Genomic DNA, 18,438 nt, shown 5'->3' with positions numbered 1-18,438 from the left:
GCAGATGGCAGGGGAGACGAGTACGTCGGTGCAAGCGGTTCAGGTCCGAGACTTCCTCGGCGACGTCATCGAGTCGTACGAGAAGATGCCGATGGCGCTCTCGCGGTATCTCCTGTTGGTCCTCGGGCCAGCCATCGTGTTCTTCCTCCTCACGGTCGCCGGCACGGTTGCACTTCCCCTCCCGGTACTGGTTCGAATTCCGATTTTCCTCCTCGGTTCGTTGCTCCTCGGGGGTGCAGTGCTCTACCCACGCCTCCTCGTCGAGCAGACGCGACGCGGCCTCGAAAACCAGATTCACCTCCTCATCACGCACATGACGGTCCTCTCGACGACGAACATCGACCGCGTCGCCGTCTTCCGAACGCTCGCGCGTGAAGAAGAGTACGGGGAGTTGGCGACCGAGATGAACCGTATCGTCCAGTTGGTCGATACGTGGAACCAGTCGCTCGACGACGCGTGTGTCCGACGTGCGCGAGAAGTACCGTCGAAACCGTTGTCGGACTTTCTCGACCGCCTCGCGTACGCAATCAACGCCGGGCAGAGTATCGACGACTTCCTGCTCGGTGAACAGAACGCGATGATTCAGAAGTACATCACCGTCTACGAGAGCGCCCTCGGGAACCTCGAGGTCATGAAAGACCTCTACCTCTCGATGATTCTGTCGATGACGTTCGCTATCATCAACGCCATCGTCCTCCCGATTCTCACCGGGACGGACGCGACGATGACCATCGGCGCGGTCATCGTGCTGTTCGTCTTCGTCCAGATGGGTTTCTACTTCGTCATCCGGACGATGTCTCCGTACGACCCGCTGTGGTACCACCAGCGTGAGTACCGCACGAAGGCCGACCGGCAGATAGACATCACACTCTACGGCGCTGTCGGCCTCTCTATCGCCATGGTGTTCGTCCTCGCGATGGGGACGTTCAACCTGACCATCATCGGGGAGGTCGTCCGCCCCATCATGGCCGACCTTCCGATTCCACTCCTCATCTCGACGCCGCTTACCCCCCTCGCCGTTCCCGGTATCGTCGCCAGACGGCACGAAAAGCGAATCGGCGAGCGCGACGAGGAGTACCCTGGGTTCATCCGCGCGCTGGGTGCGTCCGAGACGGCAAAACAGAGTACGACGACTGCCGTCTTGGAGACGCTTCGGAAGAAAGACTTCGGCTACCTCTCTCGCGAGATTGGTCGACTGCACACGCGACTTCGGATGCGCCTCGACCCCGACCGGTCGTGGTTCTTCTTCACCGCCGAGTCGAACTCCTACCTCATCCAGAAGTTCAGTGAGATGTACAACGCTGGCCGGGCGATGGGTGGGAAGCCGAAACAGTTGGGTGAACTCATCAGTCGGAACATGAACGAGATTATCAAACTCCGCCGGCAGCGCAAGCAGTCGACGGTTACGCTCATCGGCGTCCTCTACGGGATTACGGCGTCGGCGTCGTTCGCGTTCTTCATCGGCCTCGAAGTCGTCGAGATTCTCGCGTCCTTTTCGACGCAGATGAACCTCGATAGCCTCCAGTTCGGGACGCTCATCTACGCGGGGGTCTACGACGTGCCGTTCATCGAGTACATGCTCACGCTCATCATCCTGTTCAACGCCCTCCTCTCGTCGCTGATGATTCGGATGGTCGACGGCGGCCACAAGGCGAACGCCTACCTCCACTTCGTGGCACTCGTCTGGGTCGGGTCGCTCATGGCCGTCGCGACGTCGTCGCTCGCAGGAGCACTGATAAACATATGACGAACGAACAGCCACCAACGTCGGAGTCAGGTGAGTCGGACGACCAGATGGTCGAAAACGCACGGTCCCGAACGCCGGAGGGTGGTGACGTCGCCAACAGCAAGATTCTGCAAGCCTACAGAAGACAGAAGTCCGAACCGGCGGACAACCGTGAGAAGAAAGAGCGGGAGCACTCGAAAAAGCGGACCCAAAAACGGACCCCGAACGGTGAGTCCATCGTCGTCGATTTCGTCGCGAGTTTCGTCGCCGGGGGCAACGCGTCGTTCGAACCCGTCAAGGGCCGCGTGTTGATGAGTCAGCGACGACTCATCCTCGCCACGTCGAGTTCCAAGACCGACATCCCAATCACCTCCATCTTCGACATCGCCGTCGGTCAGGTCCCGCCCGAAGTCGAGGAGTTCTTCGACTACACGGTGATGGTCGGCTACATCATCGGGAACCAGCGCCGGACGACCGTCGTCGGTGGGGACCGCGAGACCATCGAGAAGTTCACACTGTTGTTGTTCCGTGCCGTCCTCAACGGTTCGCGCGCGATGGTCACACACCCCGCCCGAATCGGTGGTCGCGTCCTCGACACGCCGCGCAGACCGACCGGCCTCCACCTCGACTACGAAGCAGTCACGTTCCCCGACGACGACGGCCCGCTCACCGAGAACGGCGACCCGTTCCACATCGACCTAGCGAGCGTCATCTTCTTCGAAGTCCTCGAACGAACCGTCGAAGACGAGAAACGACTCGTCCTCTCGGTCCAACACGTCAAACAGGGACAGACGGTGACGACCGAGATATCGCTCAAATCCCGGCGGAAGATGAACATCCTCGGCCGCTACCTCCGTCTCGTCTACCACTGGATAAAGTCCAACGTGCGCGACGTAGACGTCACAGAACAGGGTCTCGAAGTGCTGGTCGGACTCTACTCTGCGGGCGAGATGGCCGCAGAGGTGGACTTCAGCGAACTCCTCGGCGTCGAACAGGCGGTTCTCGACGACGCACTGGAGACGCTCCACGACGAAGACCTCATCGGCGACGACACGCTTCCGACGTCGCTGACGCCACAGGGGCGGTTCGTCGTGAACGAAGAGATCGAAGACGTCAACGTCTGAACGCGCTGGAACTGCTCACTCGTCGTGGTGGTGTTTTTCTACCGAGTAGCGGAGTTCGACGATTCCCGAGCGGAACGTCTGCGTGTCGAGGTGCTGTAATCGACGTGTCTCGTCGGTCGCAGTAAACAGCGGAATGCCGCTCCCGAGGAGAACGGGGATGAGTGAGAGGCGAAGGTCGTCGACGTGACCCGTTCGCAGGAACTCTCGGGCGAGTTGTGCACCGCCGACCAACCAGCAGTGGTCGTACTGCTCTTCGAGTTCGGTCGCCACGGAATCGACGTCTCCGGCGACGAACTCGACCGTGTCTGTCGCCTGCGGCAGTTCTCTGTGGGTGAAGACGTACGTCGGGAGGTCTCCGTACGGCCACTCGCCGAATCCGAGTATCTGTTCGTACGTCGTCGCCCCCATCACGAGGCACTCGACCGAGTCGAAGAACTCCTCGTAGGCTTCGACGATGTCGTCGTTCTCCGTGTCCTCTTCGAACTCGTCGAGCCACCCGACACCGCCATCGTCGTCGGCGATGTAGCCGTCGACACTCGTCGCGATGTAGAGGGTGACGTTGCTCTCAGTCATCGTTGGAGGTCACGTTGCTCTCAGTCATAGCACTACGTGTGCTCGTCCGGGTAATAACACCCACCGAGAGACGGCGGATGGTGGCGACAGGACAGACCGAAGATTACTGCTCGTTGATGGCGTCGGAGGCGATGTTTCGGCCACGGGCGTTGAGTTGCACTTCGTGGCGAATGCGGACCTCCTCGACGACTCTGTGGTCGATGAGGCGTTCGAAGAGTTCCTCGACTTCGTCGACGTCGAGGCCGAGGAAATCGGGGATGTCGAACGGTGCGACCCCAGAGTAGAGTGCAGTGAGAACCTGTTTGTCCGTCTCGCTCAACTCGATGGAGGTCTCTGCGAGCTCTTCGCCTTCGCGCAACAGCGAGTAGAGGAACGTAATCGCTCGCTCCGACCCCGAGATATACGTCTGGAGGCTCGTCCCCTCGTCGTCGGAGTGTTCGACTTCGATGACGTTCCGGACGTCGTCGACGACCTTTCGCTCGCCAGTTTTGATGGCGCCGATGTCGTCGAGTCGAATCTCGACGAACTTGCCACCGACCGTCGCCATACTGACAGACTCCTCTTCGACTTTCAGTCGGGAGTTCTCCCACTCGGTGTTCTGGACGACACCGCCCGCGACTGCCGGGTGGCGAGCGAGGAACTGCTCGGAGTTGAGGAGCGCACCGAAGAAGTCCATCTCGAACTCGTCGTAATCGACTGGTGCGAGGAGGACGACCCCAGACGGGATGTGGATACTGAAGTAGTCGGAGACGGTGGCGATTCGCTGGTTGACGTCGAATCGACCACCGAGTTTCTCGATGTCCGGGAGTTGTATCGTTCGCTTTCCGCCCGTCCCGGCGAGGATGAGTCGCTTGTTCGAGAGGAGAATCCGGCCACTCGTCCAATCGACGTCGAGTATCTCCCGGCCGTTTTTGACAACCTGGAGGAATCGCCCACGGGTGTCTCCAAGTTTGTGTTCACCGGGCTTCATCGTTCACCTCTGTGCGGCGGCGTCGCTCGCGCTGTAGATTCGAAGCCGTTTCTCTACCGGGTCGAACTGGTCTCGACACTCCGGAGGAATCGTCTCTGTCATCCCAATCGTGAGGTAGCCTCCAGTTTCGAGTGCCGACCCGAGCGTCTCGAACACCGCTCGCTTCGACTCGGCGTTGATGTAGATAAACAGGTTCCGACAGACGACCAAGTCGAACGTCCCCGGCGGGTCTTCGCGAATCAGGTCGCGGCGTTTGAACCGAACCATGTCGGTGAGCTTGTCTTTGACCTGGAAGACGTCGCCGTCGCGGTCGATGTAGCGCTCCCAGTCACCGATGGGTTCGAGTTGTTCGGCCAAATCGTTCGTCTCCGACGCGTGGTACTCGCCGCGACGGGCAGCGCGGAGAATCTCGCGTTTGATGTCGGTGCCGACGATTTCGATACGCCGTTCGTCCACTTGGTCGTCGTCGTGGGCGAGCATCGCGAGTGAGTAGGCTTCCCGTCCGTCGGAACACGCGGCGCTCCACACCGTGATTGGGTCGCGTCTGCCCCCTCGCGAACTCAAGTCACGGAGGACGTCTCGGAGCGCCTCCCAGACGTCTGGGTTTCGGAAGAAACTCGTCACGTTGACCGAGAGAGCGTCGAGAAGCGCTTGCTGTTCTTCTTCGTCGTCGCGTAACAGCTCCTCGTAGGCCTCGTATTCGTCGACGCGGCGTCGTCGCATCCGAGCGGAGATACGCCGGTCGAGGTAGGCGTCGTTGTACGAACTCGTCTGGAACGCCAGCGAGTCTTCGATGTACGTCAACAGGTGGGCGAACGCTGGGTCGGTAGTGTCTGACGAGGCCATCAGTCTGCGGCCTCCTCTGTGGTTTCGGGGAGCGTGCTCGGGTCGAACTCTCGAATCGCCTGTTTGCCGTCGCTGGGCATCTCCAGCGTGGACACGTCGAGGATGGGGATGACGTTTCCATCGCCGATGACGGCGGTTCCGGAGAGTCCACCGACACCCGACAGCGGTCCCTGAAGCGGCGTCACGACGACCTCTTCCTGTTTCGTCACGCCGTCGCAGTGGAGCGCGACCTGTCTGTCGTCGGGTCGGATACGGACGACCATTCCGTCGTCGGGTTCTGGCGAGTCGATTTCGAGTGCCTCGCGGAGACGGATGAGTGGGAAGATGGTGTCTTCGTGGACGATGACTTCCGCACCGTTGACCGACTGAACGCGGTCACGGCGGCTAATCTCGTCGATGTACTTGATGGGGACGCCGAACTCCCGGTGGTCGACCTGCACGAACAGGACTTTGATGATGGCGACGGAGACGGGGAGGCGAATCTTGACTTTGCTCCCCTGGCCCGGTTCGCTCTCGACCGAAACGGCCCCGTCGAGCGATTCGACGGTGGTCTTGACGACGTCCATCCCGACACCGCGACCCGACACGTCGGTAATCTCGTCGTTGGTCGAGAGGCCGGGGTGGAAGATGTAGTCGAATATCTCCGAGTCGGGAATCTTGTTCACCTCTTCGCGAGTTTCGACGCCTTCTGCGACGACTTTGTCGCGGACGGCGTCGGCGTCGATGCCGCCCCCGTCGTCTTCGACGGTCACGATGACCGTGTCGTGTTGGCGACGAGCGGAGAGTTTGATAGTCCCCGTTCGCGATTTGCCGTTCGACTCGCGCACGTCGGGGTCTTCGATGCCGTGGTCGACGGCGTTCCGAAGGACGTGCATCAACGGGTCGGATATCTCGTCGAGGATGGTCCGGTCGAGTTCGATGTCTGCGCCTTCCACCTTGAACGAGACGCGCTTGTCCTGTTCGCGTGCGAGGTCACGGACGAGGCGCGGGAACTTGTCGAACACCTTCTTCAGCGGGATGAGTCGCATGTCCATGACGGTGTTCTGGAGGTTACTCGAGATTTTGTCCAGTTCGTCGAGCGTGTCGAGTGCGGTGTTCTGTTCTTCGTCGATGGCGTTCCGGAGTTTGATTCGACTCGTCACGAGTTGTTCGACGAGTTCGTGGAGTTCGTCGAGTTGGTCGACGTCCACGCGAACAGACTTGACGGCCGAAATCGACCGTGCGTCCTTCTGTTCGTCGTCCTCCGAGTCGGTGGCGTTGGCGTCTGTCGGTTCGGCGGTATCAGACTCTGTCGGTCCGGCGGTATCGGACTCTGTCGGTTCGGCGGTATCAGACTCTGTCGGTTCGGCGGCATCGGACTCTGTCGGTCCGGCGGTATCGGACTCTGTCAGTCCGGCGGTATCGGACTCTGTCAGTCCGGCGGTATCGACGGCGTCTGCCAGTTCAGCGACATCGGACGCTGCCAGTACGGAGTCGACTACTTCGTCGGCGTCTCTCGGTTCCGGAGTCGCTTGCTCGAACCCGTCGGCGTCGGTTGCGGGTGGGTCGTCAGCAGTCGTCTCGGCTGGTTCCGCGTCGGGCCCGTCCGAAGACGCGCCGTCTGTGTCGGGTCCCTCCGAAGAGTCCACTGATTCGTCGGCCGACGCCCCACCGGTGAGTACGTCGGTCACGTCGGTCGCTTCGACCGACTCGACTTTCCAGAGGTCGCTCAGTTTCATCGTGACGGCGTTCTCACCGAGGTTGCTGACGAACAGGTCGAATCCATTTTCGAACTCGCCTGCTTCGATGGCGTCGCGTGTCGGACTCGCACCCACGACGTCGACGTGGTCGGGGATGCTACTGAGGAAGATGCCCGCGTCGACGCCTTTCATCTGCCCGGCGTTCAGTTCGACGTGGGCGTGTGTGAGTACGGTCGCGTCGATGGCGTCGACGTCGACGGTTTCGGCGGCGAGCGAGGCGACGTCGATATCGTCGCGGTCGGAGTCGTCAGACGCCGCCGGATTCGAGTTTCCCGCGTCACTCTCGGGTTCGACGGCGGCGCGGAGTTCTTCGACTGTCTCTGTCGGGTCGGTCGTCGATTCGCCGTTCTCTTCGATGTCGTGGAGGATGTCCACGATGAGGTCCATCCCGTCGAAGACGAGGTCCATCCGCTCTGCGGTGACGTCGAGCCGTTCGTGTCGAATCTCGTCGAGCAGGTCTTCGACGGCGTGGGCCACCGTCGCGGCGTTGTCGAAGCCCATCGCACCGAAGTTCCCCTTCAGGGTGTGTGCCTGTCGGAAGATATCGTCGATGGCGTCTGTGTCCTCTGGATTCGACTCCAGGGACAACAGCGAGTTGTTCAACTGGGTGATGCTCTCTTCGCTCTCGGTGATGAACGCTTGGTAGAGTTCTTCGTCCATAGTCAGGTAGTGATACCGCGGAGTGTTTCGTCGGTGATGCGCCCGTCGGGTGCGATGGTATCGACACACCCTGCCTCGATGGCACGCTTCGGCATCCCGAAGATTGCTGATGTCTCTTCGTCCTGTGCGACGGTGTGGCCGCCCGCCCGTTCGATTCGCGTCATTCCCTCGACGCCGTCACGACCCATCCCGGTCAACAACACACCCGCGAGGGGCGCGTCGACCACTTCGGCGGCCGACGCCATCGTGAGGTCGATAGCCGGCTTGACGCCGTGTAGCGGGTCGTCGTCGGAGAGTTCGAGTCGGAGTCTGCCGGCGCGGTCGGCGGTGACGAGGAGGTGTGACCCGCCCGGTGCGACGCGAATCTGCCCAGGGCCGATTCGCTCGCCGTCTTCTGCCTCGCGAACGTCGTACTCACATCTGCCGTCGAGACGTGCGGCGAATCGGTTCGTGAATCCTTTCGGCATGTGCTGGACGACGAGTACACGAAGCCCAGCGTCCGCAGGAAGCCCCGCGAGAACGCGCTCGACGACGTTCGGGCCGCCCGTCGAGGCCCCGACGATAATCGTCGACCCTTCGGGAGGGAGTTGTTTGGACGTCGAGGACGACGAGGACGACGAGGACACCGACGTCGTCGAGTCGGTCTTCCTTTGCCGGCCAGTGTCGGCCTTTGGCGGCCGGGACCGACGCTGTGTCGCGCTGAGGTCCACCGCTGCGGCGGACTGCACTTTCTCGACGAGTTCGCGTTTCACGCGTGGCATCTCGGAGGTGACTTCGCCACCCGGTTTGGTTACGAAGTCCACTGCCCCTCTGTCGAGTGCGTCGAACGTGACGTCTGCGTCCTCCTCGGCGTGTGCCGAGAGCATGAGGACGGGCGTCGGACACTCGTCCATGATACGTTCGACCGCGTCGAGACCGTTCATCTCGGGCATCTCGATGTCCATCGTCACCACGTCGGGACGGTGTTCATCGACCACCGAAATCGCCTCACGACCGTTGCTTGCGTCGGCGACGACTTCCACGTCTGCGTCTTCGAGGAGTTTTCGAATCAGCATCCGCATGAACCGTGAGTCGTCGACGACGACAGCACGTGTCGGTCCCCCGACGGCGGACGAACTCATCGGCCCCACCCACAGGGGCGACTTGGGGAGAGAGTTAGCAACAGCGTGGCCGAAGCTCGTTCGGCTACCTGCCAAGGGTTCCTCGGTGGCGTCGAACGCGCCGCCTGCCGATGGCTCGTTGGAGTCGTTAGCGTGCCGTTTCGTTGACCGCTCATCTACCTCCGAGGTTCGGAAATTGGGTATATAAACGCTTGGCGGGAGGAATCAGGCGTGATAATCGGGTACGTAGCTTTATGGACCGAATCGCTGCACTCTGAGGTAGACAGGCGGTGGTGTTCCCCCGCCGGATTTTACCATGCGACAGGATGCAATCACAACCGAGGTGGCAGAGGACGACGCCGAGGCGGACTCCGTAGAAGAGGTCCAAGTCCTCGAGTTCCAACTTGGTCCGGAGACCTACTGCGTCGATATCGAGTACGTGAGCGAAATCGTCGACAAAGGTCAACTCACGGGCGTGCCGAACGCTCCCGACTACGTCGAAGGCGTGATGGACCTACGCGGTCGGACGACGTCCATCATCAACCCCAAGTCGCTGTTCAGCATCGACGACGAGGGCGACTCCAAGCGCATCGTCATCTTCGACCCCAACAAGTTCGAAGACGAAGCGGCGACTGGCTGGCTCGTCGACGAAGTGTATCAGGTCGTCCGTGTCTCGATGAACGACGTCGAAGACCCGCCGTTAGAGAAAGACGACTCCATCGAGGGCGTCATCAAACGCGACGGCGACCTCGTGGTCTGGATCTCTCCAGTCCACGCTATCGAGTAACTACTCGGTCGACGCTAACCGGCCCCGCACGACGTTTTCACCCGACGACCACACGACGACGAGCGCCGCCACCACGATTACTCCGGCGAGTCCAAACGCCGAGACGTAGCCGAGTTCGGTCGCGACGACACCGCCGAGTGCAGAGCCGACACCACCGCCGATACTCGCCAGTGCCGTGTACGCACCGAGTGCTTCGCCGCGGATGAGGTCCGGTGCGAGTCGGGTGACCAGCCCGGTAGCAGTCACGGCGATGACCGCCCACGTGACACCGATGACGAGGAACGTCGCACCGAGAACGACGAGACTCGTCTGGCCAGCGAGATACGTCCCAGCGACGGCGACGAGTGGGAACGCGAAGCCACGTGTCGCCAACGCTCCGACCTGTAATCGTCGTGAATCGTACGTCGCCGCCAACGCACCGACGCGGGCGTAACTCAGTGCGGACCCGAGACTCGACAGGACGAAGAGGACGAACACCTCGTCGGCGGTCCGTCCCACAGAGACGAGGTACGCCGGCAGCGGGCCGAAAAAGACCGAAAAGCCGACGAAGAACAGCGTCGCCGCGGCGAGATAGTTGAGCAAGACGGGAGTCGCCCGTGCTCGCAAGTCGGCGACGTCCAGTTCTCGCAGTGCCCAGTACATTCGAGATGGTCCGTAGGGGACCGCCCGTACCGATCGACCGATGAGCCCGCTTTGTCGGCGGATTCCCGCCGAGAGCCGTGCGAACCGCCGACTGGAGACGGTGGGTCGGTCGGGATACCACACGCGAACGACAATCGCACCAAGGGCGGCGACGCCCCCCGACGCGACGAGGAACCACCGTTGCACGGCGAGTGCGTCGAGTGCGAAGACGCGAGGTGCGAGCGCAGACCAGAGTGCACCGACGACGAGCCCACCGAGCCATCCGTAGCCCTGATAGTGGTTGAGGACGCCGAATCGTCGGTCCCACTGGTCTGGTGTGACGCCCTCGACGACGATGAGATTCAACACCGGTGCGGCGGCGGCGACGACGAACCACAAGAGTGTGTTCGCAGCAAGTACAGCCATCGGTGAGTTCACACTCGCGACGACGAGGAGGGAACCAGCTGTCGAGGCAAGTGCGACGAGGACGAATGGACGGCGCCGATTCGCTCGCGCGGCGAGTCGGCCCCAGATAATCGCACCGGGTGCACCGGCGAACGCGGCGGTTGCTGCGATGAGACCGACGAACAGCGCGTTGGCACCTAACTCGATTGCGTAGAGCGGAACGACGAGCGAGGACGCCCCGACTGCTGCGTATCCGAGGGCCCATCCGACGAGCCACCTGTCGCGTCTCGCCGGGGGTGACGATGGGAGTCTGCTCACGAGAGACGAGTCAGACCGGTGTGACAAAATCGTTACCCCACCGACACTTGCGAATTAGTAGGACATATATACTACCAATGGAATGCTGGAACAACCATGCTCGGCAGAGAGCCACCATATACGGGGGGATGGTCGTGACGGACGACTCATCACCCTCTTCATTCGTGCAGTACGGTATCGACGACAAACCACCCCTTCCAACCGCTCTCCTTCTCGGCGCCCAACACTATCTCACGATGGTGGGCGCAAACATCGCCGTTCCTCTCATCCTCGCTGGAGTGTTGGGTATGCCCGGCGACGTCGTTCCGCGATTCGTCGGGACGTTCTTCGTCGTCTCCGGTATCGCGACGCTGATGCAGACGACGTTCGGGAACCGCTACCCCATCGTTCAGGGTGCACCGTTCTCGATGCTCGCACCGGCAATCGCCGTCATCGGCGTCGTGCAAGCGACCGACCCCGTCGGGCCCGCGTGGCAGACGGCGCTGCTCCAACTGCAAGGTGCAATCATCGTCGCGGCGGCCGTCGAAGTGCTCGTCGGCTACTTCGGACTGCTCGGACGCGTCCGGAAGTTCATCTCGCCAGTCGTCATCGCCCCGACGATTGCACTCATCGGTCTGTCGCTGTTCAGCGTCCCACAAGTCACGTCGGCCACCAACAACTGGTGGCTCCTCGGCCTGACGCTCGCACTCATCGTCCTGTTCTCGCAGTACCTCGACACCGCTCACCCGGCGTTCAAACTGTTCCCGGTGCTCCTCGGCGTCATCGTCTCGTACGTCATCGCGGCGGTTCTCTCGGTCACGGGCGTCATCGCCGCCGGCGCACCCGGATTCGTGAACCTGCAGTCCGTCGCCAGCGCGCCGGCGTTCATGCCCATCTACCCCTTCCAGTGGGGCTTCGCGGGCGGCGCGGGCACGATGGAAGTCGCACTCCCCGTCGTGGGCACAGTCGCATTCGGTATCCCGCAGTTCACCACCTCGTTCATCATCGGCATGCTCGCTGGCGTCGCCGCCTCGATGGTCGAATCCTTCGGTGACTACCACGCCGTCGCGCGTCTGTCGGGCGTCGGTGCACCGTCGAAGCGTCGCATCAACCACGGCATCGGCATGGAAGGCCTGATGAACATCTTCTCGGCCACCATGGGCGGAAGCGGTTCGACCTCCTACTCCGAGAACATCGGCGCAATCGGCCTCACGGGCGTGGCCTCTCGCTACGTCGTGCAGGTCGGTGCCGCACTGATGCTCGTCATGGGCTTCGTCGGCTACTTCGGTCAGCTTATCGCGACGATTCCCGGCCCCATCGTCGGTGGGCTCTACATCGCCATGTTCGGCCAAATCGTCGCCGTCGGCCTGTCGAACCTGAAGTACGTGGACCTCGACTCCTCGCGGAACATCTTCATCATCGGCGTCGCCATGTTCGCCGGCCTCGCGATTCCGGCGTACATGGGTAACGTCGGCAGTGCCGAAGCGTTCCGTCAGGGAATGAGTCAGGTCGCCATCGTCGGCGAGGTTCTCGGCACGCAACTCGTCGCAGACACCATCTTCGTCATCGGTTCGACGGGGATGGCCGTCGGCGGGCTGTTCGCGTTCTTCTTCGACAACACCATCGAGGGCACTCGCGTCGAACGCGGCCTCGAAGAGTGGGAAGACACCGTCGAAGAAGACGGCGAGTTTACGTCGATGTTCGACCGCCTCCGCGACGATTCGACCACGGCGGACTAATCGACGACGCCGTCTTCCGAACGACGACTCGCAACACTCGGTTTCGACCACCCGATTTCGGTTCCGTCCACTCGTTTTTTCAGACGACTCGACTGTTTCGACTGAACCTGGTTTCTCCCTCCTCCACCTCACCTCACCTCACCTCACCTCACCTCACCTTACCCTACCCCCTCTCCTGCTAACGACCTCGATTTCGCGGAGAGGTATGCGCAAACCGGGGTACTGAGTAGACCAGTAGCCGAACGACCGACGGAGTTAAACACGTTTAGGGTGACCAAAAACTAGGGACAATCCGAGTCGCAACTGACCCACTCGTTTTAGGCCGGCCTAAAAATCGAAGCACTTTTATTGGTTTAGGCGAGCCTAAAACCTGATGACGTACTCTCGACGGACTCTCTTGAAGACGACCGGGCTGGCAATCGCAACCGCCGGCCTCGCGGGTTGTAATGCGCCTACTGGTCAATCGGCGGAGGCGGAAGCCTCCACGTCGGAGGCGGCGTCGGGGAGCGTCGATGCTTCGACGGCCGTCGCAGCAGAGTGGAACGCGATGCGTGCGCGACTGCACGACACTGTCGCACTCGCCGCTGCAGGGCGACTCGGGACTGCTGGCCGTGTCGCAGAAGACGTCTTCGAACGGTTCGAACAGTCGTCTGGCGAGTGGAGCGTCCACGAGCAACTGGAAGCGACGAACGAACAGAACTACGAATCGTTCGAGGAGAACCTCGGCGGCGCGGCACACGCATTCTCCGACGGACAGTCTGGCGAGGGAACTGACCTCGCGATGGAGGCGGCGAACAACCTCCTCGCGGCCCAGCGCGGACGGACCGACCCGGCAATCGTCGACGCGTTCGGTCTCTTCACGTTCGCCGCCCGCGCCCGCGACGTCGAGATGCTCGCCGCCGCTGGAGAAGTCGATGCCGCAGCAGAACTCGCACACAGCGTCTACGAATCGTTCGAAGAAGCACCCGAACACGAAGTCATCGAAGAAGCGTCTCACGAACTCTACGAGACGTTCGAAGCGGGTATCGAAGGCGCAGCAGAGGCGACGGACGCGGAGACGATTCGACAGTCGTCCCGCACTGCCGCAACTGCGATGGTCGACGCGAGTTTCGAAGTGGCCCCGGAGGCCGCCGCAGGTGCGGCCCACTTCGCGCTCATGCAGGCCGTCGGGTTCGACGCCGAGGTCCTCACCGGCCTCGGTGGTCCCGGTGACGAGTACGCACACGCTTCCACACTCACTCTTTACCGCGCTCGCACTGCCGACGTCGCGTGGCTAGTCCAACAGGAGCAGACCGACTACGCCGCGACGCTCGCCGGCGACATCTACGCGCACTTCGAAGGCGCACGCGCTCACGAAGCCCTCGAAGAAGCCGACCACGACGCCTACGAAGGCTTCGAGGGAGGTCTCGAATCGTTGAAAGAGGCCGCTCAGTCCGGTGACCTCGCGGCGTCCGAAGAAGCGCTCGCTACCGTCGACGAGAACCTCCTCACAGGCGTCTCTGCGCTCGCAGGCGGCGAATCCGCGGCCATCCTCGAAGCCTCGTTCTTCCGCGCCCGACTCGGCGACGCCCGAGAACTCGTTGCTGTCGGCGAGACCGACCGCGCGAAAGCCATCGCCGAACGCCTCTTCGAACGGTTCGAGGAGAACGAAGCGAACCTCCACGAGGCCATCGAACACGAGTCCGAAGACCTCTATCACCGGTTCGAGGAGGAACACCTCGCCGGCCTGGCCGACGCCGCGGAGGCAGACGACGCCGAAACCGCCGCAACACACGCCGAAGGCGCGATGGACGCCCTCTTCGAGTTCGAGACTGCCGTCGGTACGACTGCTGAGGTCTCTGCGGCCGAAGCGGCGTTCTTCGGTGCCCGTGGATTCGACGCCGCCGCTCTCGCACAGGTTGGTGCGAACGCCCGTGCAGGAACCGTCGTCGAGTCAGCCTATGGATTCTTCGAGGAAGGTGCAGGTGGGTATCACGAATCCCTCGAACACGCCGACCACGACCTCTACGAGTCGTTCGAAGGTGCGCTCGAAGGAATCGGGTCGGCCGCCGAATCGGACGGTGACGCCTACGGAGCGGCGAAGACCTACAACCAGAAGACGGTCGACTCGATGTACGCCGTCGTCTCGACGGCCGCCGCGGACGCCGGCCTGTCGGGTGTCGCTTCAGACCGCATGAGCACCGTCTTCGAGACGTTCGAGGACGCTGAAGTCCACGAGCTGGTGGAAGAAGCGGACCACGACACCTACGAACGGTTCGAGGAGGCGCTGTCGTCCTACATCGAGGCGCTCGACGAGGGCGAAGACGTCGATTCTGCTGCGAACGCCTACGCGGCCGCGACGACTCGTGCGCAGTTCGCCGTCGCCGGTGCTATCGACGAGGCACCGGTCGACCACTCGGCACACGACCACGGTCACGGTGACGCTGAATCGTCTTACACGGGCGGCCCGAACGTCGTCGAAGGAGTCCCAGAAGACGCCGACCACGTGGTGAAGATGAAAGCCGTCTCGTTCGAACCGGCCGAACTCACCGTGAGCGTCGGTGATACGGTCGTCTTCGAACACGCTGAGGGCGAAGCCCACACGGTAACCGCCGACGCCGACGAAACCCCCGAAGGCGCGGCCTACTGGGCATCCGGTGGGTTCGAGTCCCAAGAGGCGGCCGAAGACGGGTGGACAGAACTGAACGGTGCCGTCCAGTCCGGCCAGTCCTACGTCCACACGTTCGAGACTGCGGGAGAACACGCGTACTTCTGCGTCCCGCACGAGGTTGGAGGAATGACCGGCGTCGTCGTCGTCGAGGAGTAGTCGACTAGCCAGCACTCACACCCGCAGGAATACCCGCTGGGCGAGGCGGCGGTGGTCAGTCGTCACCCACCCGAAGTTGTCCGAGCGCGACGAAGACGAGATACCCCACGAGACCGGCGGCGAAGAGAAGCACCGGGATGACGAAGGGACCGAACGTCTGGATGAGCGTGTCCAGCGGTCCGAGTTGAAGCATACCAGAACGTAGGCCTCTCGAGGGTTAACGTTCCCGCCAGTCACTCGTCGTCTAGCAACTCGTCGTAGTCGCTGTCTTCGGCGTCGTCTTCGTCGAAACCGTCGTCTTCTCGAGTGCGGGTCGTTCCACCGTTCGACAGTTCCTTCATCACGGAACGGGTCGCCGAAGCCGGTTCGGCCGTGTGGACGTGAACGTCGCGCTGTGGGTAGGGAATCCCGATGTCCGCCTCGTTCAATCGTTTGTATATCTCTCGGTTGAGCTTGTGTGTCGCTTTCCCGCGCTTGAGTGGACTGTTGACCCAGCAGACGAGTTCGTATTCGAGTGCGTCGGCGCCGAATGTGCGGAACCGTGCGCGGGGACGCGGCGTGTCGAGGACGAGTGGCTCGTCGAGAGCCAACTCGACGAGAATATCTTCGAACTGGTCGATATCGGTTCCGTACGCCACGCCGATAGGCACTTTCATCCGGCGACGGCGGTCCGGCGCGGACTCGTTGATTATCTTCGCGGCGTTGAGCACGGAGTTCGGAACGGTGACGAGGAGTTCGTCGCGGGTGAGGAGCGTCGTCGAGCGAATCCCGACTTTGACGACCGTCCCCGCTTCACCGGAGTCGAGGACGACGTAGTCGCCTATCTTGTACGTGTCGTCGAAGTAGAGTGCGATTCCACCGAAGAAGTTGGCGACGGTGTCTTTCGCGGCGAACCCCACGGCGATGCCAGCGATACCCGCGCCGGCGAACAGTGGTGTGATTTCGATGCCCCAGATGTACAACAGCGCACCGATAGTCCCGATAGAGACGACGAGGGTCCAGATGTTCGAAAACACCGGCGCGAAGTCGAACCGACTCCCTTTGTCCTTGACCGACTCGACGAGACGGTTGACGAGGCGGTTCAGCGCCCACGCCCAGACGACGATACCGACGGAGATGGAGGGAAGGCCGAAGAACCGGTCGAGCACTGCGTCGTCGACGACGAGCGCTGTCGCGACCGACGGGGTCTGAGCGAACAGATAGATACCGGCCAGCGAGACGGTGACGACGATTGGCCACCGGATTTCTTGGATGACGATGTTGTCGAGGGCAGTCTCTGTCCGCCTCGTGTACTGCAACAAGAGGCGTATGACGACGGCCTCCATCACGAACGCCCCGCCGACAGAGATGAGCAACACGAGGAGCGTCGCCTCCACTGCCGACAGTCCCGAGAGAAGTTCAGAGAAGTGCTGGCTCATGGAGTGCACGTCGCGGCCAGCGCGGTTAACCATTGTTCCGGCTTGGTGACACTCTGTCTGCGCGGACAGACGCCGGGGCGAGTGGCTATCTGACAGAGACGGGGCGAGAGACTACCTGACAGAGACGAGGCGAAAAGACGGAGCGAAACATTATGTACGATACCGCCACCACAACGAGTGAATGTATCGAACCGGTCACTGGGGCGTCTCGCTCCTCGTGTTCGCCCCGTTCGGGTTCGCCCTCCTGCAAGCGGGCTATCCCGAACTCACGTTCGTCGCTGGAGCGGTGATGTGCTGGTTGGCGATGCTTCCGGACTACGACATGCGCGTCCCCGGTCTCTCTCACCGCGGGCCGACGCACACACTCCTGTTCGCGGTGCTCGTCGGCGGCGTCGGCGGTGGCGGAGCATACCTGCTCGCGAGCAACGCTGGCCAGACAGACTCCACGGCAGTGATGGTCGGTGCGTTCGGGTTCGCCGTTGGGACGCTCACCATCGTCGCACACCTGCTCGGGGACGTTCTCACGCCCGCCGGGATCCGCCCGCTGTGGCCCGTCTCCTCACGGAAGTTCACGCTCTCGCTGTGGACCGCCGACAACACCATCGCCAACCACGGCCTGTTCGCACTGGGCCTCTTCGCGGTCGCGGCGGCGACGTATCTCTCGGTGCTGGTCTGATTCGACCGTACTCGGACGGGCGTATCAGTTCTCGAATCTGAGGAATCGTTAAGGTCCGTCCGAGAGTCCACCGACGCATGGACGACGACGCAATGACTCGATTCCCGGTTCCCGACCTCGACGAACTGCCCGACGACCTCCGCGAGCGAATCGAATCGGAGACCGAACGCGCGGGCTTTACGCCCAACGTCTTCGCCGGATTCGCGTACAAACCCTCGCACTGGCGTGCCTTCTTCGACTACCACGATGCCCTCGTCGAAGACACCGACTTGGAGCGCCACGAAGTCGAGATGATAATCGTCGCTGTCTCGGGCGTCAACCACTGCTACTACTGCAACGTCGCCCACGGCGCACTCCTCCGCATCTACGCCAAAGACCCGCTCTTGGCCGACCAACTCGTCGCCAACTACCGGTCTGCGGATATCTCCGAGAAACACAAGACGATGCTCGACGTGGCGGTCAAACTCACCGAGCGACCCGTGGAAGTTGGAGACGACGACCTCCAGCGCCTCCGAGACGTAGGGTTCTCCGAGGAAGCAGTGTGGGACATCGGTGCCGTCACCGCCTTCTTCAACCTGAGCAATCGCATGGCGATGTTCGCGGATATGCGACCCAACGAAGAGTTCCACACACTGGGTCGAGAGCGACGCGACGACTGAGCGCGCGCACAGCGTTTTCACCACTCGCCCTGTGGGGTATGTTGTCAACTGGCGGAACCCTTATGGCCTCCACAGACGACTTGTGACACGCAATGGCGAAAGGCAAGGTTGCATTCTTCAAGTCCTCCGGCGGATACGGATTCATCGAAACCGAAGACCACGACGACGACGTGTTCTTCCACATGGAAGATATCGGTGGTCCCGACCTCGAAGAGGGTCAGGAGATCGAATTCGACATCGAACAGGCCGACAAAGGTCCCCGAGCGGTCAACGTAAAACGACTCTAAGTCTG

Annotated in this window: 16 protein-coding genes; 8 read left to right on the top strand and 8 right to left on the bottom strand. The window is 62.0% G+C overall.

The features are described 5' to 3' along the window. The first annotated feature begins 4 nt into the window (after positions 1–4). Both flaJ and GJR99_RS03075 read left to right on the top strand, forming a co-directional pair. Positions 5–1,747: an archaellar assembly protein FlaJ gene (gene flaJ / locus GJR99_RS03080; RefSeq protein ID WP_151109206.1), complete on the top strand. Its 1,743-nt coding sequence runs from the start codon at positions 5–7 to the stop codon at positions 1,745–1,747. Between the two features lie 47 nt (positions 1,748–1,794). Further along, positions 1,795–2,850 (top strand): CheF family chemotaxis protein, encoded by a 1,056-nt coding sequence (locus GJR99_RS03075; RefSeq protein ID WP_225317650.1) that lies wholly within the window; start codon positions 1,795–1,797, stop codon positions 2,848–2,850. A 15-nt stretch (positions 2,851–2,865) separates the two neighbouring features. Here GJR99_RS03075 and GJR99_RS03070 read toward each other — a convergent pair whose 3' ends face one another. The 5 genes from GJR99_RS03070 to cheB form a co-directional block, all read right to left on the bottom strand. Next, a complete protein-coding gene (locus tag GJR99_RS03070; protein ID WP_151109204.1) occupies positions 2,866–3,423 on the bottom strand; it encodes a dihydrofolate reductase family protein in 558 nt (185 codons plus the stop codon). 103 nt (positions 3,424–3,526) lie between these two features. Then, complete coding sequence (locus GJR99_RS03065; protein ID WP_151109203.1) at positions 3,527–4,393, bottom strand: CheF family chemotaxis protein; 867 nt, start codon at positions 4,391–4,393, stop codon at positions 3,527–3,529. Between the two features lie 3 nt (positions 4,394–4,396). Continuing rightward, positions 4,397–5,239: a CheR family methyltransferase gene (locus GJR99_RS03060; RefSeq protein WP_151109202.1), complete on the bottom strand. Its 843-nt coding sequence runs from the start codon at positions 5,237–5,239 to the stop codon at positions 4,397–4,399. Beyond that, on the bottom strand, positions 5,239–7,638 hold the full coding sequence (locus GJR99_RS03055) for a chemotaxis protein CheW (protein ID WP_151109201.1): 2,400 nt from the start codon (positions 7,636–7,638) through the stop codon (positions 5,239–5,241). The genes GJR99_RS03060 and GJR99_RS03055 overlap by 1 nt, the downstream gene beginning before the upstream one ends. Before the next feature lie 2 nt (positions 7,639–7,640). Next, a complete protein-coding gene (cheB, locus tag GJR99_RS03050) occupies positions 7,641–8,759 on the bottom strand; it encodes a chemotaxis-specific protein-glutamate methyltransferase CheB (protein ID WP_154325929.1) in 1,119 nt (372 codons plus the stop codon). Positions 8,760–9,054: 295 nt separating this feature from the next. On the opposite strand from cheB, the gene GJR99_RS03045 reads away from it, so the two are divergent. After that, positions 9,055–9,525 carry a chemotaxis protein CheW gene (locus GJR99_RS03045; RefSeq protein WP_151109200.1) on the top strand — a complete coding sequence of 157 codons (471 nt, stop codon included), beginning with the start codon at positions 9,055–9,057 and terminating at the stop codon, positions 9,523–9,525. On the opposite strand, the gene GJR99_RS03040 is transcribed toward GJR99_RS03045, so the two are convergent. Further along, positions 9,526–10,869: an MFS transporter gene (locus GJR99_RS03040; RefSeq protein ID WP_151109199.1), complete on the bottom strand. Its 1,344-nt coding sequence runs from the start codon at positions 10,867–10,869 to the stop codon at positions 9,526–9,528. Positions 10,870–10,997: 128 nt separating this feature from the next. Here GJR99_RS03040 and GJR99_RS03035 point away from each other — a divergent pair, with 128 nt between their 5' ends. Together GJR99_RS03035 and GJR99_RS03030 are read left to right on the top strand one after the other, a co-directional pair. Beyond that, complete coding sequence (locus GJR99_RS03035) at positions 10,998–12,587, top strand: uracil-xanthine permease family protein (RefSeq protein WP_151109198.1); 1,590 nt, start codon at positions 10,998–11,000, stop codon at positions 12,585–12,587. 373 nt (positions 12,588–12,960) lie between these two features. After that, a complete protein-coding gene (locus tag GJR99_RS03030) occupies positions 12,961–15,393 on the top strand; it encodes a DUF5059 domain-containing protein (protein ID WP_151109197.1) in 2,433 nt (810 codons plus the stop codon). Between the two features lie 55 nt (positions 15,394–15,448). Here the strand turns inward: GJR99_RS03030 and GJR99_RS17360 are convergent, their stop codons facing one another. Both GJR99_RS17360 and GJR99_RS03025 read right to left on the bottom strand, forming a co-directional pair. After that, positions 15,449–15,586: a hypothetical protein gene (locus GJR99_RS17360; protein WP_191967060.1), complete on the bottom strand. Its 138-nt coding sequence runs from the start codon at positions 15,584–15,586 to the stop codon at positions 15,449–15,451. Between the two features lie 40 nt (positions 15,587–15,626). Further along, a complete protein-coding gene (locus GJR99_RS03025) occupies positions 15,627–16,811 on the bottom strand; it encodes a mechanosensitive ion channel family protein (RefSeq protein ID WP_151109196.1) in 1,185 nt (394 codons plus the stop codon). Between the two features lie 181 nt (positions 16,812–16,992). On the opposite strand from GJR99_RS03025, the gene GJR99_RS03020 reads away from it, so the two are divergent. From GJR99_RS03020 to GJR99_RS03010, 3 genes are all read left to right on the top strand, one after another. Further along, a complete protein-coding gene (locus tag GJR99_RS03020; protein ID WP_151109195.1) occupies positions 16,993–17,487 on the top strand; it encodes a metal-dependent hydrolase in 495 nt (164 codons plus the stop codon). Between the two features lie 77 nt (positions 17,488–17,564). Continuing rightward, the gene (locus GJR99_RS03015; protein WP_151109194.1) at positions 17,565–18,146 is read left to right on the top strand and encodes a peroxidase-related enzyme; all 582 of its coding nucleotides are present in this window, start codon (positions 17,565–17,567) and stop codon (positions 18,144–18,146) included. 92 nt (positions 18,147–18,238) lie between these two features. Continuing rightward, positions 18,239–18,433, top strand: coding sequence for a cold-shock protein (locus GJR99_RS03010; protein WP_151109193.1), 195 nt, complete (start codon positions 18,239–18,241; stop codon positions 18,431–18,433). Positions 18,434–18,438 lie beyond the last annotated feature (5 nt).

It is taken from the genome of Haloferax marinum, from assembly GCF_009674625.1.
Classification (GTDB): Archaea; Halobacteriota; Halobacteria; order Halobacteriales; family Haloferacaceae; genus Haloferax; species Haloferax marinum.
The sequence above is the reverse complement of the archived record's forward strand: the minus strand, read 5'-3'. Positions and strand labels throughout refer to the sequence as shown.

What these genes read in the sequence shown, in the direction of transcription:
- flaJ (WP_151109206.1), top strand. Translation starts at nt 5, where the DNA reads ATGGCAGGGGAGACGAGTACGTCGGTGCAAGCGGTTCAGGTCCGAGAC.
- GJR99_RS03075 (WP_225317650.1), top strand. Translation starts at nt 1,795, where the DNA reads ATGGTCGAAAACGCACGGTCCCGAACGCCGGAGGGTGGTGACGTCGCC.
- GJR99_RS03070 (WP_151109204.1), bottom strand. Translation starts at nt 3,423, where the DNA reads ATGACTGAGAGCAACGTCACCCTCTACATCGCGACGAGTGTCGACGGC.
- GJR99_RS03065 (WP_151109203.1), bottom strand. Translation starts at nt 4,393, where the DNA reads ATGAAGCCCGGTGAACACAAACTTGGAGACACCCGTGGGCGATTCCTC.
- GJR99_RS03060 (WP_151109202.1), bottom strand. Translation starts at nt 5,239, where the DNA reads ATGGCCTCGTCAGACACTACCGACCCAGCGTTCGCCCACCTGTTGACG.
- GJR99_RS03055 (WP_151109201.1), bottom strand. Translation starts at nt 7,638, where the DNA reads ATGGACGAAGAACTCTACCAAGCGTTCATCACCGAGAGCGAAGAGAGC.
- cheB (WP_154325929.1), bottom strand. Translation starts at nt 8,759, where the DNA reads ATGAGTTCGTCCGCCGTCGGGGGACCGACACGTGCTGTCGTCGTCGAC.
- GJR99_RS03045 (WP_151109200.1), top strand. Translation starts at nt 9,055, where the DNA reads ATGCGACAGGATGCAATCACAACCGAGGTGGCAGAGGACGACGCCGAG.
- GJR99_RS03035 (WP_151109198.1), top strand. Translation starts at nt 10,998, where the DNA reads ATGGTCGTGACGGACGACTCATCACCCTCTTCATTCGTGCAGTACGGT.
- GJR99_RS03030 (WP_151109197.1), top strand. Translation starts at nt 12,961, where the DNA reads ATGACGTACTCTCGACGGACTCTCTTGAAGACGACCGGGCTGGCAATC.
- GJR99_RS17360 (WP_191967060.1), bottom strand. Translation starts at nt 15,586, where the DNA reads ATGCTTCAACTCGGACCGCTGGACACGCTCATCCAGACGTTCGGTCCC.
- GJR99_RS03025 (WP_151109196.1), bottom strand. Translation starts at nt 16,811, where the DNA reads ATGAGCCAGCACTTCTCTGAACTTCTCTCGGGACTGTCGGCAGTGGAG.
- GJR99_RS03020 (WP_151109195.1), top strand. Translation starts at nt 16,993, where the DNA reads ATGTATCGAACCGGTCACTGGGGCGTCTCGCTCCTCGTGTTCGCCCCG.
- GJR99_RS03015 (WP_151109194.1), top strand. Translation starts at nt 17,565, where the DNA reads ATGGACGACGACGCAATGACTCGATTCCCGGTTCCCGACCTCGACGAA.
- GJR99_RS03010 (WP_151109193.1), top strand. Translation starts at nt 18,239, where the DNA reads ATGGCGAAAGGCAAGGTTGCATTCTTCAAGTCCTCCGGCGGATACGGA.